At 51.7% G+C, this 23,659-nt stretch carries 26 protein-coding genes; 11 read left to right on the forward strand and 15 right to left on the reverse strand.

Annotated features, from left to right (window positions below; genetic code table 11):
* Positions 1–145 precede the first annotated feature (145 nt).
* A complete protein-coding gene (locus IMCC21906_RS03555; protein WP_047011021.1) occupies positions 146–625 on the forward strand; it encodes a GFA family protein in 480 nt (159 codons plus the stop codon).
* A gap of 43 nt (positions 626–668) precedes the next feature.
* Here the strand turns inward: IMCC21906_RS03555 and IMCC21906_RS16205 are convergent, their stop codons facing one another.
* From IMCC21906_RS16205 to IMCC21906_RS03580, 5 genes are all read right to left on the reverse strand, one after another.
* Positions 669–1,847, reverse strand: a complete 1,179-nt coding sequence (locus tag IMCC21906_RS16205; protein WP_052763348.1) for a hypothetical protein — start codon at positions 1,845–1,847, stop codon at positions 669–671.
* Positions 1,840–2,700, reverse strand: a complete 861-nt coding sequence (locus IMCC21906_RS03565) for a hypothetical protein (protein ID WP_047011022.1) — start codon at positions 2,698–2,700, stop codon at positions 1,840–1,842. The genes IMCC21906_RS16205 and IMCC21906_RS03565 overlap by 8 nt, the downstream gene beginning before the upstream one ends.
* A 166-nt stretch (positions 2,701–2,866) precedes the next feature.
* Positions 2,867–3,106, reverse strand: a complete 240-nt coding sequence (locus tag IMCC21906_RS03570) for a hypothetical protein (RefSeq protein WP_052763349.1) — start codon at positions 3,104–3,106, stop codon at positions 2,867–2,869.
* A 176-nt stretch (positions 3,107–3,282) separates the two neighbouring features.
* Entirely contained in the window at positions 3,283–3,765 is a 483-nt protein-coding gene (locus IMCC21906_RS03575; RefSeq protein WP_047011024.1) for an STAS domain-containing protein, read from the reverse strand.
* Positions 3,766–3,771: 6 nt separating this feature from the next.
* A complete protein-coding gene (locus IMCC21906_RS03580) occupies positions 3,772–4,947 on the reverse strand; it encodes a SpoIIE family protein phosphatase (protein ID WP_047011025.1) in 1,176 nt (391 codons plus the stop codon).
* A gap of 223 nt (positions 4,948–5,170) precedes the next feature.
* Between IMCC21906_RS03580 and thiE the strand changes: the two genes are divergently transcribed.
* The 3 genes from thiE to ribA all read left to right on the forward strand — a co-directional run bounded on the left by thiE (position 5,171) and on the right by ribA (position 7,945).
* Positions 5,171–6,655, forward strand: coding sequence for a thiamine phosphate synthase (gene thiE, locus IMCC21906_RS03585; RefSeq protein ID WP_047011026.1), 1,485 nt, complete (start codon positions 5,171–5,173; stop codon positions 6,653–6,655).
* 29 nt (positions 6,656–6,684) lie between these two features.
* On the forward strand, positions 6,685–7,290 hold the full coding sequence (locus IMCC21906_RS03590; protein ID WP_047011027.1) for a TIGR02281 family clan AA aspartic protease: 606 nt from the start codon (positions 6,685–6,687) through the stop codon (positions 7,288–7,290).
* 70 nt (positions 7,291–7,360) lie between these two features.
* The gene (gene ribA, locus IMCC21906_RS03595; protein WP_047013108.1) at positions 7,361–7,945 is read left to right on the forward strand and encodes a GTP cyclohydrolase II; all 585 of its coding nucleotides are present in this window, start codon (positions 7,361–7,363) and stop codon (positions 7,943–7,945) included.
* Between the two features lie 35 nt (positions 7,946–7,980).
* Here ribA and IMCC21906_RS03600 read toward each other — a convergent pair whose 3' ends face one another.
* From IMCC21906_RS03600 to IMCC21906_RS03615, 4 genes are all read right to left on the reverse strand, one after another.
* Positions 7,981–9,042 carry a mitochondrial fission ELM1 family protein gene (locus tag IMCC21906_RS03600; RefSeq protein ID WP_047011028.1) on the reverse strand — a complete coding sequence of 354 codons (1,062 nt, stop codon included), beginning with the start codon at positions 9,040–9,042 and terminating at the stop codon, positions 7,981–7,983.
* A gap of 128 nt (positions 9,043–9,170) precedes the next feature.
* Positions 9,171–11,078: a 1-deoxy-D-xylulose-5-phosphate synthase gene (gene dxs / locus IMCC21906_RS03605; RefSeq protein WP_047011029.1), complete on the reverse strand. Its 1,908-nt coding sequence runs from the start codon at positions 11,076–11,078 to the stop codon at positions 9,171–9,173.
* A gap of 233 nt (positions 11,079–11,311) precedes the next feature.
* A complete protein-coding gene (locus IMCC21906_RS03610) occupies positions 11,312–12,223 on the reverse strand; it encodes a polyprenyl synthetase family protein (protein ID WP_047011030.1) in 912 nt (303 codons plus the stop codon).
* Between the two features lie 2 nt (positions 12,224–12,225).
* Positions 12,226–12,459, reverse strand: a complete 234-nt coding sequence (locus IMCC21906_RS03615) for an exodeoxyribonuclease VII small subunit (protein WP_047011031.1) — start codon at positions 12,457–12,459, stop codon at positions 12,226–12,228.
* A 225-nt stretch (positions 12,460–12,684) separates the two neighbouring features.
* Here IMCC21906_RS03615 and IMCC21906_RS03620 point away from each other — a divergent pair, with 225 nt between their 5' ends.
* Both IMCC21906_RS03620 and IMCC21906_RS03625 read left to right on the forward strand, forming a co-directional pair.
* Positions 12,685–13,224: a DUF924 family protein gene (locus IMCC21906_RS03620; RefSeq protein WP_047011032.1), complete on the forward strand. Its 540-nt coding sequence runs from the start codon at positions 12,685–12,687 to the stop codon at positions 13,222–13,224.
* Positions 13,225–13,242: 18 nt separating this feature from the next.
* Positions 13,243–13,797 (forward strand): hypothetical protein, encoded by a 555-nt coding sequence (locus IMCC21906_RS03625; protein ID WP_047011033.1) that lies wholly within the window; start codon positions 13,243–13,245, stop codon positions 13,795–13,797.
* 26 nt (positions 13,798–13,823) lie between these two features.
* On the opposite strand, the gene mscL is transcribed toward IMCC21906_RS03625, so the two are convergent.
* Complete coding sequence (gene mscL / locus IMCC21906_RS03630) at positions 13,824–14,288, reverse strand: large-conductance mechanosensitive channel protein MscL (RefSeq protein WP_047011034.1); 465 nt, start codon at positions 14,286–14,288, stop codon at positions 13,824–13,826.
* A gap of 220 nt (positions 14,289–14,508) precedes the next feature.
* Here mscL and IMCC21906_RS03635 point away from each other — a divergent pair, with 220 nt between their 5' ends.
* Positions 14,509–15,264: an SDR family oxidoreductase gene (locus tag IMCC21906_RS03635; RefSeq protein WP_047011035.1), complete on the forward strand. Its 756-nt coding sequence runs from the start codon at positions 14,509–14,511 to the stop codon at positions 15,262–15,264.
* Between the two features lie 25 nt (positions 15,265–15,289).
* Here the strand turns inward: IMCC21906_RS03635 and IMCC21906_RS03640 are convergent, their stop codons facing one another.
* Together IMCC21906_RS03640 and IMCC21906_RS03645 are read right to left on the reverse strand one after the other, a co-directional pair.
* The gene (locus tag IMCC21906_RS03640; protein ID WP_047011036.1) at positions 15,290–16,291 is read right to left on the reverse strand and encodes an NAD(P)-dependent alcohol dehydrogenase; all 1,002 of its coding nucleotides are present in this window, start codon (positions 16,289–16,291) and stop codon (positions 15,290–15,292) included.
* Positions 16,292–16,332: 41 nt separating this feature from the next.
* Complete coding sequence (locus IMCC21906_RS03645; RefSeq protein WP_047011037.1) at positions 16,333–17,304, reverse strand: ribonuclease Z; 972 nt, start codon at positions 17,302–17,304, stop codon at positions 16,333–16,335.
* A 148-nt stretch (positions 17,305–17,452) separates the two neighbouring features.
* Here IMCC21906_RS03645 and IMCC21906_RS03650 point away from each other — a divergent pair, with 148 nt between their 5' ends.
* Positions 17,453–18,820, forward strand: a complete 1,368-nt coding sequence (locus tag IMCC21906_RS03650; RefSeq protein ID WP_047011038.1) for a cytochrome P450 — start codon at positions 17,453–17,455, stop codon at positions 18,818–18,820.
* On the opposite strand, the gene IMCC21906_RS03655 is transcribed toward IMCC21906_RS03650, so the two are convergent.
* Together IMCC21906_RS03655 and IMCC21906_RS03660 are read right to left on the reverse strand one after the other, a co-directional pair.
* Positions 18,817–19,650: a 23S rRNA (adenine(2030)-N(6))-methyltransferase RlmJ gene (locus tag IMCC21906_RS03655; protein WP_047011039.1), complete on the reverse strand. Its 834-nt coding sequence runs from the start codon at positions 19,648–19,650 to the stop codon at positions 18,817–18,819. The genes IMCC21906_RS03650 and IMCC21906_RS03655 overlap by 4 nt on opposite strands.
* A 38-nt stretch (positions 19,651–19,688) precedes the next feature.
* Positions 19,689–20,660: a class 1 fructose-bisphosphatase gene (locus IMCC21906_RS03660; protein ID WP_047011040.1), complete on the reverse strand. Its 972-nt coding sequence runs from the start codon at positions 20,658–20,660 to the stop codon at positions 19,689–19,691.
* Positions 20,661–20,800: 140 nt separating this feature from the next.
* Between IMCC21906_RS03660 and IMCC21906_RS03665 the strand changes: the two genes are divergently transcribed.
* From IMCC21906_RS03665 to IMCC21906_RS03675, 3 genes are all read left to right on the forward strand, one after another.
* Entirely contained in the window at positions 20,801–21,058 is a 258-nt protein-coding gene (locus tag IMCC21906_RS03665) for a hypothetical protein (RefSeq protein WP_047011041.1), read from the forward strand.
* 74 nt (positions 21,059–21,132) lie between these two features.
* Entirely contained in the window at positions 21,133–21,906 is a 774-nt protein-coding gene (locus IMCC21906_RS03670; protein WP_047011042.1) for a dienelactone hydrolase family protein, read from the forward strand.
* A gap of 124 nt (positions 21,907–22,030) precedes the next feature.
* A complete protein-coding gene (locus tag IMCC21906_RS03675; RefSeq protein WP_047011043.1) occupies positions 22,031–22,330 on the forward strand; it encodes an SET domain-containing protein in 300 nt (99 codons plus the stop codon).
* 19 nt (positions 22,331–22,349) lie between these two features.
* Here IMCC21906_RS03675 and IMCC21906_RS03680 read toward each other — a convergent pair whose 3' ends face one another.
* On the reverse strand, positions 22,350–23,558 hold the full coding sequence (locus IMCC21906_RS03680) for an Nramp family divalent metal transporter (protein WP_052763350.1): 1,209 nt from the start codon (positions 23,556–23,558) through the stop codon (positions 22,350–22,352).
* Positions 23,559–23,659 lie beyond the last annotated feature (101 nt).

The following is a 23,659-nucleotide window of genomic DNA, read 5'->3' on the forward strand; positions in this document are numbered from 1 at the left end:
TTCTGATTTTTTAAGTCATTAACTATCAATGACTTGGGGAGGTTTTTACGATAGTCAGATATTGGCGGCTGGGTTCGTGCTTTTTCTGGGTCATGCTTGATAGAGTGGGGTTTTTGTTTGGCAGATAAAGCAACGGAGGTCAGTCGTGGAGTTACAGGGATCTTGTTATTGCGAAGCGGTTCGGTTTTCGGTGGAGAGTCCCCACCCCTATCCGTATATGCATTGCTATTGCAATATTTGTCGCAAGACGGCGGGCGGTGGTGGTTTTGCCATTAATTTGGGGGCGGTTTACGTGTCACTTAAGGTAGACGGACAAGACGCGCTATCGGTGTTTAACACTGCTAGTGCGGGTAAGTCAGATAGTCCGGGGCAGCGACATTTTTGCCGTCACTGTGGCAGTGCACTTTGGGTCTGGGACCCTCGCTGGCCGGAGTTAGTCCACCCTTTTGCTTCTGCAATTGATACGCCTTTGCCTGCTGCACCGGAACGCTCGCATATTTTTATGGAAAGTAAGCCGGAGTGGGTGCCCGTGCCAACGGGGGATAATGATGAATGCTTTCTGCACTATGAGCCGGATATGAGTCTGGCGGCTTGGCACGAAGCGAGAGGGCTGGTGAGCAAATAATGACGCTCGTCATCATCATCGTTAATGCTAAGGCATCGCTGAATTAATCAGAGGCCCCAAGCTGAATATGTGGGGGAGCGGTGGCCAGTCGATATTTAAACCGAGCGGTGCTGGCATCGCGTTCAACGTCGAATAAATAGTCGCTGGCGAGTTCTTCGCCCAGTGCTGAGATCAATTCGTCTTTAAGTTTACTTCTGTTCTGGTCCAGTGTTTTTGCACGCAGCCCTTTCTCTTCCAGGTCATTAATGGCCTTGTGATGACCATTGTGGGAACGCATCAAATTAATGAGCTGGGTCGCGTGGTGTTGGTCGGCTCTATTAGACGGTGGATTGATAAACCAACCACCGGGATATTTTTCGGCGCAACGCAATTGGGCATACCAGAGGTAATAAATAAACGGTGTAGTGGAAAGCTGGATCGCAATACCATGTATTTCTACGTGACTGGTTTTGGTAAAGAACCGCAAATTGGGCTGATGAGTACTGCAATGCAGTGCTTGATCTGGCGCGTTTGGGTAATGCTTCAATGCAACGTTTAACCAGGCTAGCGCCGATTCATCCGTAAATGTGGTTTTGCCAATACAGTGAAGGGCATATTCAAGATCAGTAACATTGTGATCTACAAAGATGGCCAATGCGCGTTGCTGGAGCTGCGATAAGGACGGTATGGATCGGCTAATGGCTAAGGCCTTTTTTCTGGAGACCCCTTGGTCAATCAGGCGATTGAAAACCTGCTGAGATGGACGCGGCAAGGACGGTGCGATGATGGAGGCGATACCAAAGCTAATAAGACATAGCCCAAAAGGTAAGCCGAATAATATTGGCCAGTTTGCTTCGCAATTAAAACCCAGAGACAGTGATTCTTGTTGTCCTGTGGTATCGACGTCCCAGCTGATTTGCAGATATTTTTGTATTGGACCCGCGGGTGTAAAGGGCAGGCCGCGTATTTGTAATAGCTGAGCGCGGCAAAACTTGACCGGGCTGAGTGCTGACTGAATGGCTATTTTTTCTAGGTCTTTATCCAGTTTCTGCTGAAAGTAATGTGCTAGCCCACTCTGCTCAAGGCGGTTGACGCTTGCGCGCATTATTTTGTCAGGAAGAGAGGACTGCAAATTTTCATACAGCTGTTGGCTTAAGCGCTCGACAGAGATCCAATAACAGAGAATAGAGAGCAGCAGACTACAGGGCAAAAGTGCTATCACGAAAATAGTCGGCTTATTCATTACAACTTTCCCCTGCTAAGGGATGGAGCGGTTGCTTAAATAATGGTGACATCAGAGAAATCGCATTCAGTATCGCGCAGCTAATGTCGGGATTCTTTACGCCTTGATGCAGGAACCAGCTGCCTGAGGGGACGTTGTTGGCTAATAGGCTGAACTTCATATCAGCCTGGTCCAGGTTCAGGGCAAACATTTTGCTGGTGCTGATAATATCGACGTCGCCAATTAAAAAGGCTTTGTAGAGACTGGATGGCGTTGGGTAAAACCGTTTTTGTTCTGTTTTCAGTTTAATTCCCGCGTGGCGAAGCGCATTCATGGGTTGTAGAAAGTAGGTTTGGCTTTGCTGGTCTTTGGAGAAGCCAATGACTTTGTCGCTCAGGTAGGCTTGAGTTAACTCGACTTCTGATCCGCGGCTGAGCCAATAAAGTTGGTAATGGGGCGTATCAGCAATCACCCGGTAATAGTCCAGTGTCTCGGGAACAAGCCCGAGCACAATATGGCGCCGGTTCCAAAACAGCTCATAATGGGTGGTGAGGATATCTTGGGGTTGTAAAAAAGCCCGTGCTTGCCAGCTTATCTCTACGGATGAATATTCTGTGGCCAAGGCTTGGGACTGACAAAGGCTATCGGCTATTTCCAGCGCGTATATCGACGCCAAGGTTAGAATTCGAAAGGTTTTTTGGTTTTGATCTGCGCCGCTAATATCACATTGGTACGTTTGATAGTCACTTAAAGAAACCTCAGAAAGTGAGGGCTTGGCCAGCAGAACGCAGCCCAGAATGGGAATTGTGATCAGGGCGATGACAATAAAACAGTATGCTGAGTAATGCCTGATAAGTAAGGGAAGCTGCCACATAGGCCTGTTTGCTACATAAAACCGACATACTAAGTGTTTTAGTTGACGGTTTTATGACGAAAGCTAATTGCTTGCCGATGTTGGTTTTGGCCAAGATGTGGCTTTACATAAGTGCGAGACATAAGTTCGAGATATAAGTGCGGGGTTTATTGAGGCTGAGTGTTTTTTAGTCTCGAAAACTCATGTTGTGAGCCATGTTGATAGTGCCATCTTGCTCCAGCACACCGCATTTCGTTTGCTCAATGTTTTCAACTACCACGGTTGGTGTTTGAAACAGTGGCCGCCGAATAAATTTTAAGCGATAACCAAAGCCCTCAATCTCTGACAATGTGTTGCGTTGATTGATAGACAAGTGCTGGTTAGGGTCTGTCGGGATTGGAGGTAACCTGTCGCGTCGATTAATCATGATGAGTATAGCTCCGAGCATTGTTGCATTGCGTACTAAAAGAAAGATATCAGTACGGCGACGCTATATTTTCTCGTTAGATCTGTGGAGAGGCTATACGTAAATACCGTAATAGGAAATCAAGCGATTATAAAAAAGCATTTAAAGTAAGGACTTATGCGGGTCACTTATATTGCTTAGCTATTTTTTTGTTCTTTTTCTAGCGCTTTGACTAAGGCACTAAACTCTAGCCAAGTGGTGTCGTTTAAATTGGCCAGGTTTTTGTGGGCCTCCAATACGACCTTGGCTGTTTCTTGGTCTGATGGGTTTTGCTCAGGCAATGCCAGGTCCTCCACGGGCAAACTTGGGTCGCGGTTTATCAGTACAAACACCTTATCGAAAGCCATGCTTTGTAGAGTGCGGTTGATATCAGGATGAGTGGAGAATATAACGGTTTTATGGTGAAACTTGTCTGCAACGTGGTTGTTGATTCTGGCAAGCAGGCCAAGGCCGGTACTGTCTATGCTGCTGGCTTGTGTTAAGTCTATGAGTACCGAATTAATCACGGTATCGCTAAAAATTTCGTTTAGCAGCTCATTGAGCGGTGCGCATTCGGTATATCTGACCTCCCCCAAAAAGCGCAGTATCAAGCAGTGTTCTGTTTTGGCGTAGCGGATCATTCGAAGTTACCTCGTTACCAACAAAAAGGTGATGTCGTCGGGTTTGTTGCGCTGCTCGCTAAGGTGTTGGCGACCAATAAAATCAGATAAGTTACGGTTGCTGTGTTGCCAGCTATCTAAAAATGCGGCCTCTCGCTGTTCTAAGCTTGCGTCTTCCCCAAGCTCAAATATGCCATCGGAGCTGAGTAAAATGTGGGCGTTTTTGCTGAGTGCAATCTCGACATTAGGGTAGTTTGTATTTTGAAACAAACCCAGTGGTGGGCTTTGGTAGCCCTCATAGCGACAGGATGTTTTGTCACCAATAATCGCGTAGGGATAGTGTCCTGCGCTGGCATAACGCAGCTGAGATTGGCCGGTATGTATCACGCCATAAAATAGGGTCAGGTGTTTGTTTACACCGTCGTTACAGAATTGCGTATTTAGCTTTTCAAGTGTGGCGCTGGGGTTTAACAGTGTAGAGTCATTTTCTTGCAGGCAATCTTGTAAAAAACGACACATTGTATTTTTTAGCATAACGGTGACAAGCGCAGAGGGTATGCCGTGTCCCGACACGTCGGCCAAATAAAAGCCGATGTGATTATGGTCTATTGCGAAGTAGTCTATAAAATCGCCGCTCAGGGTGTTGGATGGAAAGAGCGCGTAGTGAAACTGAAATGAGGCGTAGGTTTGGCCCTGTTTGGGAAGTAGCTGAAACTGCAGTTCTTGCTCCGCGGTTTCGTCGGCACGCATGCGCAGTAGCGCTGAGGACAGGTTTTTGTTGGCGGCTTCCAGCTCCCGTTGATGGGCTTGATTCTCCGCCAGCAGGCGGGCGCGTTCCAGCGCGAGTTCAATGGAGTGTTCCAGTACTTCAAGGTCGGTGATGGGCTTGGTGACATAATCCCATGCCCCCAGTTTAAGGGCCTGGATAACATCGCTCATGTCGCCTTTGCCGGAGACGATAATCACCGGAATTTTAGGGTGGGCCGTAGCCAGCTGTTTCAGCAACTCCAAGCCCGTCATACCGGGCATATTGAGATCGCAAAGGATTAGATTGGGGAGTTGTGCTGCGCAACATGTCAGCGCCTGGGCCCCACCGCTAGCTTGGCTAACGACAAAACCACTTTGTTCAAACCAGACGGCAAGTGACGCTCTTACGGCCTCATCATCGTCGATAATTAACAAGCGGGCTTGGCCCTTGGGCATTGGCTGTTCCTGTCATTATTGTTGCGAATGGCGCCTGCTAAGCTGTGCCGAAACTCTGTGCAGCATGGCAATTGGCTGGGTCTTATTCAAGCACCCTTGTTTAGATACGCACATTTAATAAGCGATATCTAAGTGGCCATATCCAAACCAGTCTATTCAAGTACTATGTTTTGCGACCAGTGTGACCGCTATACTGAGGGTAGTGAACAGAAAAAGAGGCATTATGGCAACGCACAGTAAACCGATAGTTTGGAGCATCGCCGGTTCAGATTCTGGCGGTGGTGCCGGAATACAGGCTGACTTGGCTACATTTCATGATTTTGGCGTTCATGGCTGCACGGTTATCACTGCCATTACCGCACAAAACAGTTTTACGGTCGGCCATGTGTCAACGACACCTCGCCGCGCTTTGGCCGCGCAAATTAATGCACTGGATAGCGACTTACAGGCCGATGCGATAAAGCTGGGCATGCTGGGCGGTGTCGATGTTGTAAAAATGGTAGCAAAGTATCTGGAAGATTACCCCGGATTTGTCGTCTGTGATCCGGTGATGGTCTCGACCAGTGGTGGCGAGCTGATGGAATCGGGTGTGGCGGAGGTGCTGATTGAGCAGTTATTGCCCCGGGCCGATTTATTGACCCCGAATCTGAGTGAGGCAGAAGCACTGCTGAACCGGAAAATAGACGGTCTTGAGGAGGTGGAGCGAGCGGCGGCTGATATTGTTGCCTTGGGCGCCCGGTCGGTATTAATAACCGGCGGCCACCTCAGTGCTCGCAATAACCAGCGTCATGATTACTGGACCGACGGTCTCAATGGTTTTTGGCTCAGCGGCCAAAACATCGACACCCTCAATACCCATGGCACGGGTTGTACGCTGTCGTCGGCGATTGCGGCCTTGATGGCTCGGGACTTCGATTTGAAAGATGCACTGGTGTTGGCTAAGGCTTACGTCAGCCAGGGTTTGCGGATGTCGGTCCAGTTGGGCGGTGGCCCTGGTCCGGTTGCGCATGTGGGTTGGCCCCAGCGGTTGGCGGATTTTCCCGGTGTCAGCCGACGTTTGCCCGCGGCGGGAAAGGTGTTGGCATTTCCCGCTTGTGATGGACCGCTAGGTTTGTACCCGGTAGTAGACAGCGCGGAATGGATAGCTCGCTTGTTGAAATGCGGTGTTAAAACCATCCAGTTGCGGGTCAAGGAAGTAAGCGGTTCTGATTTGGAGAAAGAAATTACTGAGGCCGTTGCGCTAGGCCAGCAATACAACGCCAGGGTTTTTATTAATGACTATTGGCAGCAGGCGGTGGCGGCGGGCGCTTATGGTGTCCATCTTGGTCAGGAGGATCTAGACGGCACTGATCTCCATGCCATCGCGGAGGCGGGCTTGCGCTTAGGTGTGAGTACCCATAGTTATCATGAAGTGGCGAGAGCTCACGGCATTCGCCCCAGCTATATTGCCATTGGCCCGATTTATCCAACTACCAGCAAGCAGATGCCCTTTAGCCCCCAGGGCGTGGCAAAGTTGCAGCGCTGGGTAAATATCTTGGCACCGCACTACACCTTGACTGCCATTGGCGGCATTGATGTTAAGCGGGCAGACGCGGTATTGGCTACGGGTGTGGGCAGTGCCGCGATGATCAGCGCGATAACCCAGGCGGAGGATCCAGAAGCTGTTGTGGCAAGCTTGCTGGCGTTGCATGAGCATCATCAGCAGTGAGGCTACTGGCCCTTGCCGTGGCGCTATTAATGAGCGCCCAAGCCTTGGCGGCCGGGCCTGCTATTGTAGTGCGTGGACTATTTAAAAACGCGGTGCTGCTGGAGGTTGATGGCGAACAGCGTTTTATAAAGGTGGGTGACACTGATGGCCACGGTATTACGCTCCTCAGTGCAGACAGTAAACAGGCGATTGTTGAAATGGATGGTCAGCGTGAAGTCTTAACATTGAATGCCCGGGTGGGTGGTCGCTACTCAGCGCCTGTGGCGCATTCTGTTACCTTGCATCGCAATTTGCGTAAGGAGTATCGGGCAGCAGTGCAGATTAATGGTCGAAGTATGGAAGCGATAGTCGATACTGGCGCAAATCTAGTGGCGCTGAGTGGCCGCCATGCCGAGGCCCTGGGCCTGGATTATAAAGCGGGGCGACCAACGGTAGTGGCAACTGCATCCGGACATGTGAAGGGATTTCTGTTAAGTCTGGATAAGCTGGCAATGGCCGGTATTATTCGTCATCACGTACCTGCGGTGGTAGTGGAGGGAGGTTTTCCCAAGGATGTGTTGCTGGGGATGAGTTTCTTGGAGCAACTGAATATGCGCGAAGAAGAAAACATTCTCACCTTGAGTCCTCGCTATTAAAGCGCGGCAATAGTCGCCTGATGGCAGCGGTGCTGATAAAATGCGCGACCGGTTTATTTTGGAGAAGCCCGTGGCGGTACGGTTTGTAGAATCCTCAAAGCTCCCCACCCCTTGGGGGATATTTGATATCCACGGATTTGAGGATGTAGAAAATAGCAAAGAGCATGTAGTGCTTACCCTGGGTGACGTGGGTAGTGGCGAGCCTGTATTGGCGCGGGTGCATTCTGAGTGCCTTACGGGTGATTCACTGTTTAGTATGCGCTGTGATTGTGGCTCGCAGCTGCGTGGTGCCTTGGAACGGATTGCTGAAGAAGGGCGCGGTGCGCTGTTTTATTTGCGTCAAGAAGGTCGGGGTATTGGCCTGCTGAATAAAATTCGTGCGTATAAACTCCAAGATGCCGGGGCGGATACCGTAGAGGCCAACGAGCGTTTAGGCTTTGGCGCGGATATGCGGGATTACAGCCTACTTAAAACCATGTGCGAAGAGCTGGCCATTAGCAAAGTGCGGTTGATGACCAATAACCCCCGCAAAATCAATGCGCTGACGGATCAGGGGATTGAGGTGGTTGAGCGCTTGCCGCTGCAGACCGGGCAAAACCCGCATAATGCTAAATATCTAGCCACCAAATCCGGCAAGCTGGGTCATCTGTTTTAAACTCCCCCGACTTAAATCATCCCGAACGGCTTTGACTATGCCAAGGCCGTATGCGGGACCGGGGTACCTTGCGATGCCGGTATGACGCCGGTTTCCTGCAATTGTTGGTATATCGCGAGTAAATGAGCGTCATAGCTTTTTACTGCTTGCCAGGGTGAGACGCGATAGTCGTTAAACCGGGCAATATCCCAGCTCTGCAATAAGCCCATTTGCTGCAAGTGAGCCAATGCGGCGCCGTGGGTTGGAGTAGCTTGAGCTTGTTCGGGGCGCAAACTGATCACAGGCTTATTCATGCTGACCGCTTCCGATACCATGCTCAAGCTGTCTTCAGTACAGAATATGCGCTCGCCACGGCCGAGCAAGGCTTTAATGTTTGGTCCCTGGTCGTCGTTCACGTCAACAAACTGCTGGCAATGCTTTGGGCTCAGGTGGCTCAACAATATCTTGCCCACTTCTATCCCGCTGCGTCTGGAATTGCTGATTAACCAGCGAATGCCGTAGCGTTTGGCGATAGCTTCTGCGGCTTGAGCCAATTGATGCCAGTCGCTGGTCGTGTATTGATAGCCGCTACCGGTTCCGCCTATTAACAGTGTCCATAAACGACGGTTTACGCCAGCGAATGCTTTTTCCGCTTCACGTCGGCAGTGTTCAACTTGTATCCGATTGAGAACGATGGTGGAAGCAATCGCGCGGGGGTTGCCTTCTTCGCCTTGCAAGGTGAGATGCGCTGAGATGCGTTCTTTGGGAATGTGGTAGCGGTTACCGATTACAATATTGGGAATGCCCCAATACTCGCTGAGGGCAATATTGAGGGCGAGCACGTCGCCGCCAAAGGAAATCAGCAAATCCGGACGTGAAGGAAATGGGCGTTTGCGTCGATAGGCCAGTGGCAGTAACGACAGCAGCGGTTTGTGGGTTGAGGTTGAGCAGCTTCGCAGTGGCCGATTAAGCAGTTTTAAGCGGGGGCTAAATTGCGCTTTTTCGACAAAAACCTGGCGATTTTCGCTAAAGCGGTTGATTAGCTGCGCTAAACCAAGAGATTGGCTCAGGTGTCCGGCTTTGCCGTCGTAAAGAACAAGAATTCGCAGTGGTGACATGGGCGGCTTTCAACTCGTTTGGCATGAGATTGAAAGCCTAGGGTGGGCGCGTGACAGCAAGATCACGCCATTTTGACAGCGAGATAAAAGTTATACGACAAGCCTGTGAAACGGCGGCGGGCGGTACATTAGTTTATTGAGCTGAGGGGTGGCGCCAGCGCGAGCTGTTCAAGCTTGGTTTGAATGCTGGCGAGAATGCCAGGGCGATCCAGTCCTACTGCGCTTAACATGAGATTGTGTTTGCCGTGATCAATAAAGGCATCGGGCAGGCCTAAATGGAGAATGGGCAAGCAGTAACCGGCTTGTTGCAGGTATTCTGCCACTGCGCTACCGGCTCCACCGGCAATGGCATTTTCTTCTACTGTGACGATGAGATCGTGGCTTTGCGCCAGCGAATCGATCAGCGCAGTATCCAGCGGTTTTACAAAGCGCATATCCGCCACGCTGGCATCCAGTGTTTCAGCGGCTTCCGTGGCTGCGCTGAGGAGGGTGCCAAAGCAGAGAATGGCGGTGGTTTTACCCTCTCGACGCAATACGCCTTTGCCGATTTCCACGGCTGTCATGTCTTCTATCATGGCCACGCCTGGACCGGTGCCGCGGGGATAGCGAACGGCGGCTGGGCCGGGGTAGGCATACGCAGTATGCAGCAGTTGCCGGGTTTCATTTTCATCTGAGGGCGCGGCAATCACCATATTGGGAATACAGCGTAGAAAACTTAAGTCAAAGGCACCGGCGTGGGTGGGACCGTCTTCGCCGACGAGTCCTGCGCGGTCAATGCCGAAGGTGACATCGAGGTTTTGCAGAGCGATATCGTGGATTAACTGGTCATAGGCGCGCTGCAAAAAGGTCGAGTAAATGGCCACAACTGGCTTTAGACCGTCGCAGGCCATGCCTGCAGCCAGTGTCAGGGCGTGTTGCTCGGCGATGGCGACATCATAAAACCGGTCTGGGAAGCGCTCAGAAAACGCTAACATCCCCGAACCTTCGCACATGGCTGGTGTAATACCCACCAACGATGGACACTGCTCAGCTTGGTCGCAAAGCCATTTGCCAAACACATCTTGATACTTGGGGGTACTGGGTTTTTTGCCGTTGCTGGTTTTGGGCTCGATTTTAGAAATGGCGTGAAAGCCGACTGGATCTTGTTCGGCGGGCTCAAAGCCTTTGCCCTTTTGGGTCATGATATGCAACATCTGGGGGCCTTTTAGCTCACGCAGATTGCGTAGCGTCGGCACCAGAATATCCAGGTCGTTGCCGTCTATTGGTCCTATATAGTTGAAACCCAGCTCTTCAAACAAGGTCGCTGGTGACACCATGCCCTTCATATATTCTTCCAGCCGCGCCGCGATATTGGTGGCGGGGCCGGGAATTTTGCGCAGCACACTTTTACCGCTGCTGCGTATTTGGTTGTAGGTTTTGGAGGCCCACATTTTGGAAAAATAGGTGTTGAGGCCGCCAGTGTTTTTGGAAATCGACATTTGGTTGTCGTTGAGTACCACCAGCATATTGGCGCCGGTGTGGGTGGCGTGAGTAATGGCCTCAAAGGCCATGCCCGCCGTCATGGCACCATCACCAATAATGGCAACGGCATGGCGGTCAATACCTTGCTGGCGGGCGGCAATGGCCATACCCAGCGCGGCGCTGATGCTGGTGCTGGAATGACCGACGCCAAAGGTGTCGTATTCGCTCTCTTCCCGTTTGGGAAAACCTGCCAAACCGCTGGGTTTGCGCATGGTGTTCATACGCTCGCGGCGGCCAGTCAGAATTTTGTGGGGATAGCATTGGTGGCCCACATCCCAGACAAGGCGGTCTTCTGGAGTGTTGTAGATATAGTGCAGGGCAATGGTTAACTCGACCACGCCAAGTCCGGCACCAAAGTGGCCGCCGGTCTGGCCCACAGTGTAGAGCAGGAACTCCCGCAGCTCCCGAGAGAGCTGGGCGAGCTCGGTCTCTTCCAGCTCCCGAAGCTGGCTGGGACTGTCAATTGTGTCCAGTAACGGTGTGGCTGGACGCTCTAAGGGGATTTCCCGAAACATTGATGCTAAAACCTGATGTCTTTAAAGGGCCGAATTGTAAACGAATTTACCTGCATTACCCATTTTTGATGTTAATGCTCGGTATACCGCATTTGCTTCATTGCTGCGCTCGGCCATCGACGCAGCGGCGGTATGAATGGTTTTGAACCGTCACGCTCATGGCCCGTATATCAAGGGTAGCTCAATGCGTGGATTGTGCATCTGCTGTGCTGAACGCGAACGGTGATGGGAACTCAGTGCTGCCGGGTAACAATGTAGTCGGCAAGCCCTCGCAGTGTATCTGCTTGGGGGCCAAAATTAACCAGTGCGTCTAAGGATTGTTGGTGCAAGGTTTTGGCGAGATCTCGCGCACCCTCTAGCCCCAGTAGCGAGGGGTAGGTCGGTTTGTTCAGTGCCAGGTCTGCGCCCTGGGTTTTACCCAGGGTTTCGGTGTTGCTTTCAATATCGAGAATGTCGTCTTGGACTTGAAATGCCAAGCCTATTGCCTTGCCGTAATCATCCAGGGCTTGGCGTTGGTGCTCATTGGCATCACTCCAGTGGGCCGCCATGGCAATGGCGCCGCGGATTAACGCGCCGGTTTTGAGTTGATGCATGCATTGCAGGGTGGCCAAGTCCAGTTGCTTGTCTACCGATGCCAAGTCTATCGCTTGTCCGCCTACCATCCCTCTGGCGCCTGCAGCACTTGCCAGCTCTTTGATAATCTCGAGAGTGGTTTGCGGCTTGGTTGCAGACAGTGTTGTCAGTAGTTCAAATGCACGGCTCTGTAGGGCATCGCCCACTAAAATAGCAGTCGCTTCGTCGAAGGCGATATGACAGGTGGGTTTGCCCCGGCGTAATACATCGTTGTCCATGGCCGGAAGGTCATCGTGCACGAGTGAGTAGGCGTGAAGCATTTCTACCGCTCCGGCAACGCGATCTAAATCCTCGCTATCGGTCTGGCCTAAAGCCTGGGCCGTAGCGTAGACCAGTGTGGCTCTAACTCGTTTGCCGCCATTGGTGAGACTGTATAAACAGGCGTCAAAGGTTCTTTGAAGATGGGCTTGGGCATCGCCGTATTCGCTCTGGACTTGCCCCAGTAATTCGGGTAAGCGTTGGTCGATACGATCTTTACAGCATTGCAGGTAAGCGAAAAAATCTTGATCCATTGTTAGCTGTCCAGATCCAGTTCTTGGCTGAGAATTTCGCCATTTTTCTCGGTGAGCACTTTCACTTTTTGTTCGGCATCGGCCAATGCTTGCTGGCAGTCACGGCTGAGCTGCATGCCTTTTTCAAAGGCTTTGAGTGAGTCTTCCAATGTCAGATCGCCGGATTCCATTCCCTGAACCAGTTTTTCCAGCTCGGTGACGGCGTTTTCAAAATTGATGGTTTTTGCCTTGGGCATGGGCATCTCCTGGGCCGGTTTTCGCTTATTTGCTGTAACTACACTGCTCTTGCTGCGCTTAGATTGACGCGCTTTTAATCATCACAGTGATTATCTCATCAGTGTGAGCAGGCTCGACGTGTTTGAGCGAGCCGCTATTCTATCAGTACCGGTGGGCCTGTGGGCGCAGTTGTGGTTCCTTCCGGTTGACTATTGTATGCTGCTTGGCCGTAATGAGGCGGTGAAATGGGATATCAACAGGTTTTAGAATTTTGGTTTGCGGAGTTGACCCCCGCAGACTGGTGGCGAAAAGACGCCGAGATAGATCGAACCATACAACAGCGTTTTTCTGCGTTGCACCGGGCAGCTTGTGCCGGGGAGTGTTACTCTTGGCGACATTCAGCTAAGGGCCGATTGGCTGAGATTATTGTGTTGGATCAGTTTTCCCGGAATATTTTTCGGGATTCTGCCGCAGCCTTTGCGGCCGACGGTCAGGCGTTGGTTTTGGCGCAAGAGGCGTTGCGAGTTCAAGCTGATAAAGAGCTAGAGGTGTCGCTACGGGCGTTTATGTATATGCCTTATATGCATAGCGAGTCCTTGGCCATCCAGCGGGCGTCGCTGAAATTGTTCGAAGATTTAGCTCAGGATAATAACTTACAGTTCGCCATTGCCCATTATGGGATTATTGAGCGGTTTGGCCGCTATCCCCATCGCAATGCTATTTTGGGGCGTGTCTCCAGTCCGGAAGAATTAGCGTTTTTACAGCAGCCGGGTTCATCGTTTTAAGCAACAGGAATTATTGTCATGACGTTTGTAAAATCTGCCCGCCAAGCCGGCTTAATTATGATGGCGGCATTTATGTTCAGTGGGGCGGTGTGGGCTGAGTGTGGCTTTCCCAATAGTGACCGTGGTCAGGCACCAGACTGGCTCTGCGGTGAGCCAGCGTTTGAGAACACAGATTTTCTGTTTATTGGTGACAAGAGCCGTTTGCCGTCTATCTCGTTACAGAGTCGCTTAGCGGGTAAAGAGGCGATGGCTGGGGTAGTCGAAAAGTTACTCAACTTTGTCGCCAAAGATTTGCAGTCTCACCTTGGCAGCGAGGTCGCGTTGGACCTGGAGATGCCCAACTCACGAGATTGGAAACGGGTGGCGCGTTTTAAAGGTATTAAAGTGGTGGATAAAACCACTAGCCCGGTTCGGCATTTGTACGTGCTGGCGGGTGTGCCCAGCGAGCAGCGGGGTGAGCTGCTGAAACAGGCAAAAGTAGAGCTGTTAAAAACCAACCGTGGTCGTTTGAAAAAATCGTTGGACGAAAATCAGTGGCAGGCAGTGCAAAGCTGGAGCAAAAGCGGCGAATAATCGCCGCCGGGCTCGCTTCTGTCAGCTTAACTGACAGATAAATCTGAAGTGCATTGTGGGCAGCGTGTTGCTGCAATCGGAATGCTGGTCACGCAATAAGGGCAGTCTTTGGTAGTGGGTGCGGCTGGGACGGCTTCTTCTTTCTTTTCTTGCTCTCTTAGCCGGTTAATGCCCTTTACTAATAAAAAGACAGCAAATGCGACAATAATAAAACTGATTACTGAGTTAAGAAACAGGCCGTAGTTTATCGTTACTGCCCCTGCAGCCTTGGCGTCTGCCACGGTCAGATAGGGCATAGGAGTGGTGCCTTCGCTTATCACCAGCATCAGGTTGGCAAAGTCGACCCCGCCCAGTGCCAGCCCGATAGGCGGCATAATCACATCGGCGACTAAGCTTTTTACGATGGTGCTAAAGGCGCCGCCAATGATAATGCCAACGGCCATGTCAACAACATTGCCACGTACGGCAAACTTCTTAAACTCTTCGAGCATGATGGCATCTCTGGGTAAGCGTGGCTTTTAAGATAACCATTTTATAGAAGCTTGTCTTCTCCCATTGAGGTAGGCAGTGACTTTTGTTGGGAGTATCTTGTGGTAGCGAAATCGTGTCGCACACGTTTGCGTGCTATTCATTTGGTGAAAGTGAGTGGCGGTAAGACGTATTCTGAGTGGGGTAATTACCCTAAAAACAATAAAAGCAAAAGGAGGTGAAATGTCTGAAATTGCATTAATCACGGGTGCTTCCGCTGGCATCGGTAAGGCTTTTGCGCTGCAATTGGCGCCACGATGTAAGGCGATGATTTTGGTTTCTAGAGATGCTAGCAAGCTCAATGTCTTGGCCCAACAGCTACAAGATTTGGGGGTGCGCTGCGTTTGTATCGCCGGAGATCTTACTGACCCGCTGCTGGTGAGCGAGGTGGTGGAGGCCATTCGCCAACAAGGCCCCGTGTCTATTTTGGTGAACAATGCGGGTTTTTCTACCCACGGTTTGTTTGCCGAGTCAGATATCGACGCCCAGCAAAAAATGGTCAATCTGCATTGTAATACCAGTTTGGCACTGTGTCGGGCGGTATTGCCTTATATGCGGCAAATGGGTCGGGGCCAGATTATCAACGTGGCGTCGCTGGGCAGTTTTTTCCCGATGAAAAAGACAGTGGTTTACGGCGCGAGCAAAGCTTTTTTGGTGGCGTATTCCCAGGGCTTGGCTGCCGAGATGCAGCGAGAGGGAATTCGCGTGCAGTGTCTTTGCCCGGGTTATACCCATACCGAATTTCACGACCGGGCGGAATTATCGAATTTTGATAAAACGGCAGTGCCGGATAGCTTGTGGTCCAGTAGCGAACAGGTTGTGGCGGAAAGTTTGCGGGCGTTGGACCAAGGTGGCAACGTCGTGACGCTTATTCCGGGTGAAAGCAATGTAGCCAGCGCCCGGTCTGCTATCGCAGGCTTTTCTGAGCAGCTGGCTTGAGCTTGCTGGAGTCCGACGGAACGACTTAGTACTCGATCACAATTTTACCAAAGTGCGCGCCGCTGGCTTGGTATTCAAAGGCCTCGGCGAGTTGTTCAAATGCAAAACTGCGGTCGATAACGGGCTTTAGCCCTGTCGCTTCAATGGCTTTCACCATATCTTTTTGCATTTGGCCGCTGCCCACGGCAATACCGTTGAGTTTCAACTGCTTGAAAAAAATGGTGGGCAGGGCGAGGTTGACTTCGCGACCACCGAGAATACCGATTAAATTGATATTGCCTCCCACTTTAGCTGCCGCAATCGATTGGTGGAGGGTGGCCGCGCCCCCGGCATCAATAACGTGGTCAACGCCGCCCTGTGAGAGACGATGAACCGTTTCGCCCCACTCCGGGTCGGTTTTGTAGTTAATAATCTCATCGGCACCCAAGGCTTTTAATTTCGACATTTTGTCTTCAGACGAAGTGGTGGCATACACATAGGCACCACTGGCTTTGGCAATCTGTAAAGAAAATATCGATAAACCGCCGGTCCCTTCAACCAGCACACTGTCGCCAGCTTTTATCTTGCTTTCTACTACCAACGCACGCCATGCGGTTAATGCTGCACAGGGCAGGGTGGCGGCTTCGGCAAAGCTGTAGTTTTCGGGCATAGCTGTGAGCGCCCCAGCGGGCAAACAGCTGACATCGACCGCAAAGCCATCGACGCTATCGCCAGCAATATCGGCGAGCCGTTTGGCGGTGGCTGCGCCTTCTTGCCAGTGTGGGAAAAAGGTGGATAACACTTTGTCGCCAACTTGCCATTGGCTGACGCCCTCACCAACCGCAATAATTTCGCCGGCACCATCTGACATGGGAATGCGGCCATCTTCAGCGGGGATGGCACCGATGACTACCGCGTAGTCGTGGAAGTTCAAAGAGCTGGCTTTCCAATTGACCAACACTTCTCCCGGGCCTGCGGTGGGTTCTGGGCGTTGGCTTAGGGATAGGGCGCTAAGGCCGCCAGGTGCTTTCACTTCGATAACACGCATAGATTCTCCAATTGGTTTTAGCTTGAAACAAAGAGGTGGATTTATAGCGGAGTCAGTTGACGATCCCGCTCTAGCTGCACGCAGAAAAAATCTTCTGCCATCAGCAAATTGCCCGCATAGACTGTTTGGGCTTCTGTTCTTAAGTCATCAATACTGCGTTGATGTTCAGGATGACGTACAGTTTTTTGGTAGCGCTGGCTAAAGTGGGTGAGGATTAAATGCTGCAAGCTGGCTTCTTCCGCCGCTTTAGCCACCATTGCTGCGGTGCTGTGCATATATTGCGGTCCGACCTTGGCGAGCACATCTTCGGTGAAGGTTGCCTCGTGCACCAACAGGTCCGCTTCGCGCAAGGCGTCGTTTAACAGAGCGGGTTGATCGTTGTCGCCGCCAATAATCACCCGGCGAGGTTGCCACGCGGGGCTGCGTACCTCGTCTGCCAATACCTGCCGACCATCGTCTAGTGTGACATCGTTGCCTTGCTGTAGCTGATGCCACAGCGGGCCCTGTGGCACGGCGTGTTGCTGCAAGGCGTCTTCGTTTAGTTTGTAGTGGGGTAACTCACTAAACTGGTAGGCAAAACAGGGGACGCGATGTGACAAGGCCAGCGCTGAAACCTGAAATTGACCATCTTGCCAACAAAAGTCAGGTTGATCACTGCGAATAAATTCCAAGGGAAAGCGCAGCTCCCGAATATCGGTATGCTCAAATACGCTGCGAACAAATTGCTCCACCCCGTCGGGAGCGCAAACCGTAAGAGGTGCCTTGCGGCCATGCATATTGGCACTGGCAATCAGTCCCGGCAGGCCGTAGCAGTGGTCGCCGTGAACATGGGTGATAAAAATGGCCCGTAATCTGACCGAGGAATATCGGCTTTGCAGCAGCTGGTGTTGGGTGCCTTCGCCGCAATCTACCAAATACCAGTCACGGCTGTCTTCATTGGCCAAGGCCAATGCGGTGACATTTCGATGAGCGGTAGGGCTCCCAGCGCTGGTACCAAGAAAAGTGAGTCGCATAAGCCTAGTGTAAGCCAGTCGTATAAAACGCGGTAGCGTATCTTTTATCTCGACCACGTATTTTTGCTGGCTTGTGATGGCAGTCAGTGCTCAATACTATGGTCCTGTCCCTTTATCACCGGCACTTAAACCCTGTTTGGAGTATCCGATGGCGGAAGCCGAAACTGAGCATTACACACTGGCAAAAGACAATACCGACCTGGCTCATATTCCGGGTTCGTTTGGCCCGCCAATAATCGGCCACACTATTGCATTGGTGCGGGACCTTCACGGCACCATAAGCAAACAACAGCAGCAGTATGGCGCAGTGTCACGGTTTGGTCTGGCTGGTTTTAAAGGGGTTTTGTTGTTGGGCCCGGATTTGTCGCAGGAGGTTTTACGTGACCCCCAGCGTAATTTTTCGGCAGAGATGGGTTATCGGCGCTCTCTGGGGCGCTATTATTTGGGTTCATTGTTACTGCGCGATGGAGAGGAGCACCGGTTTCAGCGGCGTATGATGCAAACTGCCTTTAAGGCCGAGGCCATGCGGGGCTATGCTGAACGCATGGGGGCCATGATGGCCTCGGCAATTGATAGCTGGCGGTATACGCCAGAAATGAAGGGCTTTCCCGCGATTAAAGATATTCTGCTGGACAGTGCAGCACAGATTTTTGTGGGTGTGGACCCCGGTGAAGCCGCAGCAAAAAACATGAATCGCGCTTTTACCGATGTGGCCAATGGCATGCTTGGCATTATCCTCAAGGAGCTTCCTGGAACCCGCCATGCCAAGGCCAAAAAGCAGGAGCGGTTTCTGCAGTCGTTTTTTAATCATTTAATTGATGAGCGCCGTCAGGGAAGCGCGTCGGATGTTTTCAGTTACCTTTGTCGAGAGCGAACTGAAGACGGGGCCTTCTTTGCAAAGGCTGATATCAGTGTGCAGATGAGTTTTCTGCTCTTTGCCGCCCACGACACCACCACAAGCGCACTAAGCCACTTGCTGTATTACCTCGGTCAGGATATGGAAACTCAACAGCGGCTGAGGGATGAAGTGATGGCGCTGGATAAGTCGCTGCTGGAATACAGCGATTTAGAAAAAATGCCCCTCGCTGAAGTGGCGCTGAAAGAGGCATTACGGCTGCACCCCTCGGTGATGATGATGCAGCGTCGAAGCATTAAAGCCTGTGAACTGGGTGGTTATCACATTCCTGAAAATACCCTGATTTTTCTCGCCCCTCAGCATACCCACCGCATGGCGGATTATTGGGATGCCCCTGACAAATTTGATTTAGATCGCTGGTTGGCACCAAGAGAAGAACATAAACGTCACAGTTTTAGTTTTGTTGGCTTTGGCGGTGGTGTTCATAAATGTATAGGTATGCACTTTGCGCTGATGCAGAGCAAAATATTTCTGCACCAGTTTTTGCGGCGTTATCGATTTAAGCTGGCGGATAATTTCAGCAGCAAAATGCAAACGGTGCCGCTGCCCAAGCCGGTGGATAATCTGCCGGTGGTCTTGGTGCCGATCAAGGCGGTTTAGCGTCCTTGGTACTCTAGCTCCCATGTACCTTGGTCGTTGTCGCCCAGTATTTGGGCAAGCAAGGGCAGCGCTTCGTTTAATTGCTCGGCTAGCCTCCAAGGTGGATTAATGACAAACATGGCGCTGCCATACATTCCCGATTCCGGATTATCGGAATTTGTCACTTCAAGGCTGCAGTGGAGCCAGTTGTCGGCCGCCAGGCCTTTCAATTTTTCGGCCAGTGATTGGGATTCTTCCCGTGCTAGTAGCGGATACCACAGCGCGTAAACGCCGCTGCTGAAGCGCTTCAGGCATGTTTTCAAACTGGCAACGGCGGTTTGATAATCGGTTTTGACCTCAAAGGGGGGATCCATCAACAACATGGCCCGGCGGCTGGGCGGCGGCAGCAGGGCCTTGATACCGGTAAAACCATCGGCCTGTTGAATGTTGGCTCGTCGATAAAAGCGTTGTTGCAGGGCTTTGTAGTCGGCGGGGTGCAACTCAAACAGTTGAGCCCGGTCCTGGGGGCGCAGCATTGCTAGCGCAATCGCGGGGGAGCCGGGGTAGCCCAGGGGTTGATTACGGCGACACAGTTCAACGACGTCCAGGTAGCGTTGCAGGCTGGCCGGGAGAGCAGTTTGCGCTTGCAGGCGTGTAATGCCGGTGTCGAATTCTCGGTTTTTTGCGGCAAAGGCATCGTCGAAGGCGTAGTAACCTGCTCCCGCATGGGTATCGATGTAGCTGATTCCCGTCTCTTTGCTAAGCATATGGTCCAAGCTTAATACCTGAACCAAATGTTTAAGCACGTCGGCATGATTGCCAGCGTGAAAACCGTGTCGGTAGCTGAGCATGTATCAGCGTCTCGCTGCTATTGATCTAGTCTATGAGCTTAGTTGTGGTATGACACGCAGGTATTTACTTCTTCAGCTGCCCCCAGAATAACGGGCACTCGCTGATGGATGTTGTCTGGCTGAATGTCCAAAATTTTGCCTTCGGGTGTCCAAATCTCGCCGCCTGCTTGTTCCACTAAAAAGCCCATCGGGTTGGCCTCATACATCAAGCGGAGCTTGCCTGCCTGCTCGGGTTTACGGGCATCCCATGGGTAGGTGAATAAACCGCCGCGACACAGAATGCGGTGTACATCTGCCACCATGGCCGCGACCCAACGCATATTGTAATTCTTGCCCCGAGGGCCTTCTTTGCCCGCCATTAACTCGCTGATGTAGCGCTGCATGGCCGGGTCCCAGTGGCGTTGGTTGGACATGTTCACCGAAAACTCAGCGGTTTCTTTGGGGATGTTGATTTGATCATCGGTGAGCAGGTAAGTGCCGGTGTCCGGGTCGAGGGTAAACATGGCCACGCCGTTGCCGGTGCTGATAACCAACATGGCAGAGGGGCCGTAGAGCACGTATCCCGCCGCTTTTTGATGGCGCCCAGCTTGTAAGAACTCGCTCTCGGTTACCGGGCCATCAGCGTCGCTGCTTAGCACGGAAAAGATAGTGCCGACCATGCTGTTGATGTCGATATTAGAAGAGCCATCCAAGGGGTCGAAGGTAACCAGAAACTTACCGTCCAAGTTACAGGCTACCACGGCGGTTTCTTCTTCAGAGGCCAAGCCGCGCACCGCAGAGAGCGTTGCCAGGTCGTTTTTAATTAAGTCGTTGGCAATAACATCCAGCTTCTTTTGATCTTCACCCTGTACATTTTCCGCACCTGCGGCACCCAGTACACCGGCCAAAGCGCCCTTGGCAAGGGCTTTGCTGATATTAATGCTGGTGTCGGCTAGGCCGAGCAGTACGCTTTGAAGGTCGGCAGCGGTATTTTGCTGGTTTAGGTAATCGGCAAGGCTGGGATACTTCATTAAGGACGTTCCGTGTGGCGAGGAGAAAACCCCATTATGCCATTGGCGGCAAATTGGTGACAGTCGCTTTGCAAGGACCGCTAGAATGGCCTACGTTTAATGGTGGTTACATTACTTCAAACGACGAGAGGGACCTTGTCATGAGAACTGTCATTACTGCGTTACTTATAGGTGTTATCTTAATATCCCAGTCACAGGCGGCCAGCTGGAAGAGTTGCAAAAAACGCAAGCAGGAGGCTGTGCGCTTGGAGCAGGCGCTGGGCAAAGGCAAAAAACTCAAGGGCTATAAAAGTGGGGCGGCGATGAAAAAGGCCCGCCGTAACCATGAGCAATGGCTCTGGAAAAACTGCCGTTATTACTCCAGTCGTTTACGAGACTTGGAGCAAGAGTTAATGTGAAAAAAACGCCGCGGTTTGCTTGAAAGCTGCGGCAGGTGTTGATGGGGTCAAACTGAAGGCAGAAGGAGAATAGAATGCGATTTTTGACAGGCTTGGCATTATTAGCAACGGTTTTTGTGTCTATGGCCCACGCCGGGGTGAAAGAACAAACCGTTACGTTGCCAAATAACTTAGGTTCTGGTGTGGTTTATCAAAGCGATAAGAAAGCCCAGCAAGGCCCTGCCGTCGTGGTGGTTCACGAATGGTGGGGCTTAAATGATTACGCCCGCAGCCGGGCTAAAATGCTGGCAGAGGCAGGTTATACCGCCATTGCGGTGGATATGTATGGCACCGGTAAAATCGCGGATCACCCCAAAGACGCCACTGCCTTTATGAATGCGGCGCTGGCCGAGCCCGAAAAAATGAACGCTCGTTTTGATGCCGCGATGGCTATTTTGGCGAAGCAGCCCGGTGTGAATAAAGACAAGCTCTATGCCATTGGTTACTGCTTTGGCGGTGGTGTGGTATTGAATCAGGCTCGCCGGGGATTGGATTTGGCAGGGGTGGCCAGTTTTCATGGTGCCTTGGCAACCAAGACTCGCGCGACGCCGGGTACGGTAAAAGCCGAAATACTGGTGGCCACTGGTGGTGCTGATCCTATGGTGCCAGCCAAGCAAGTGGCGGCGCTCACCGGTGAAATGGCCTCGGCGGGGGTCAAGTTGACGGTATTAAACTTCCCTGACGCTAAGCATAGTTTTACCAACCCGGGGTCGACCGCAGTGGGTAAGAAATACGATATGCCGCTGGCTTACAATGAGGCTGCCGATAAAGAAAGTTGGGCTGCCCTGATGCAGATGCTGGCAAAATAAGCGCGTTCATCGCTGCCGGCGATGGTTTAAGAGGCACAAATAATCGGGCGACTTAATGTCGCCCTTTGTTTTTATGGCATCTGTGTAACACTTTTATCATTGTAATATTGCTAGGGGGAGATACATGGCTAAGGCCTACCGAGTCGCAAAAAGTCCTGTGCACGGCAAAGGCCTTTTTGCGACAAAGAAAATTGCTGGTGGTGAGTTGTTGGGTTATTGCAAAACCCGGAAGACAAAGGAAGCGGGTCTGCATACTCTGACCTTGGAAGACGGCCGTTTATTTGATGTGACCTGCTCGCTCAAATATATCAATCACTCTAAAAAACCGAATGTCAGCTACTACGACGATTTCTCGGTAGTGGCACTGCGCAACATCAAGCCGGGTGACGAGTTGCTTCACGACTATGGCGATGAATGGGAATAGCGCTTTGTCGGCTATCTCTCTAAAGCAGTTTTACCGCTCCCACCGCCACAAACAACAGCAATGCGACGAGCAGTAAGCTATTGCTGAGCAGGCCATTGCGATCCGGTTTGGCAAGCTTGCGGTTATTGAGGTACAACAGCGCCAAGGCTAAAAAGGGCATAAAAAACGCCCCGGTGACTGAATACAGCAATACCAACCAAACCGGTTTGCCAAATAGCAGCAACGTTAATGGAGGCAGTGCCAAAAACACCAAAAAATTGCGGTAGGCCTTGCTGTTGACCTCCACCGGGCTGCTGTCACGGCCTCGGCTTTGCCACTGCTTTAGGGTGTCGGCAAAAAGATAAGGCACGCCCTGCCACACGCCAAGCATGGAACTGAATACCGCTGCCCAAAAGCCGACGAGAAAGAGCAGTCGAAAGTTTTCTCCCAAGATTTTTCCGAGGGCATCGGCAATGCCGAGCAGAATGGCCAGGCCGCCTGTCTGGCTGGGGGAAGCTTTAGCTGCCAGCAACATAATGCCCATCGCAAACAGTGCCGTAAGGCTATAGGCAACAGTCAGGTCCCATCTGGCGAGGCTGAGTTGCCCCGTACCTTGCCAGCCTTTTTCCCGCATCCAATAGCCGTAGCACAATAAGGTCACGCTGCCGCCGACGCCCCCGAGCACAGCCAGTAACATGTTTAATGCCTTGTCGGGAATAAGGCTGGGTATTAAGTTTTGCGCAATCGCCAGGCCGTTTAAGTCCATGGCGAATACCGCGACCATCACGGTGATAAACATCAGGCCGATCAGCCATTTCATCAGGTTTTCCAGGAGCTGGTAACGACCGAATGCAATTAACAGTGCAGCGATAATAGATTGAATGGCTGCCCAGAGGGTGACGGATATACTGGGGATGAGTGCGTGTGCCGCCAGCCCGCAGGCGGCCATGAGTGCGGCGGCAACCAGAAAGCTCCAGATGATCAAATAAATGAAAAAATAACCCGCCACCCAGCGGGGTAAAAACCGATTCCAGCCACTGAGCAGGCTGCTGCCAGCACTGAGCTGCCAGCGCGCCAAGCCCTCGTTTAACGCGAGTTTGATAATGGCGCCCGCGATCACTGCCCAGAGCAGCAAGCTGCCAAACTCGGCACCCGATGCCGCAGCGGTAACCATATCGCCAGCGCCCAAGCCGGTTGCGGCAATGACAATACCCGGGCCAATTTGGCGTAAAGCCAGTAATTTTCTCAATGCAGCATTTCCATCGGTTTTGGGGAATCCTTAACAGGCAATACAGTCTGTTATAGTAGAAAACGCCCGCAACGAATATCCCCATACATTTTTATTTTCTT

The sequence above is a fragment of the Spongiibacter sp. IMCC21906 genome (genome assembly GCF_001010805.1).
Lineage (GTDB): Bacteria > Pseudomonadota > Gammaproteobacteria > Pseudomonadales > Spongiibacteraceae > Spongiibacter.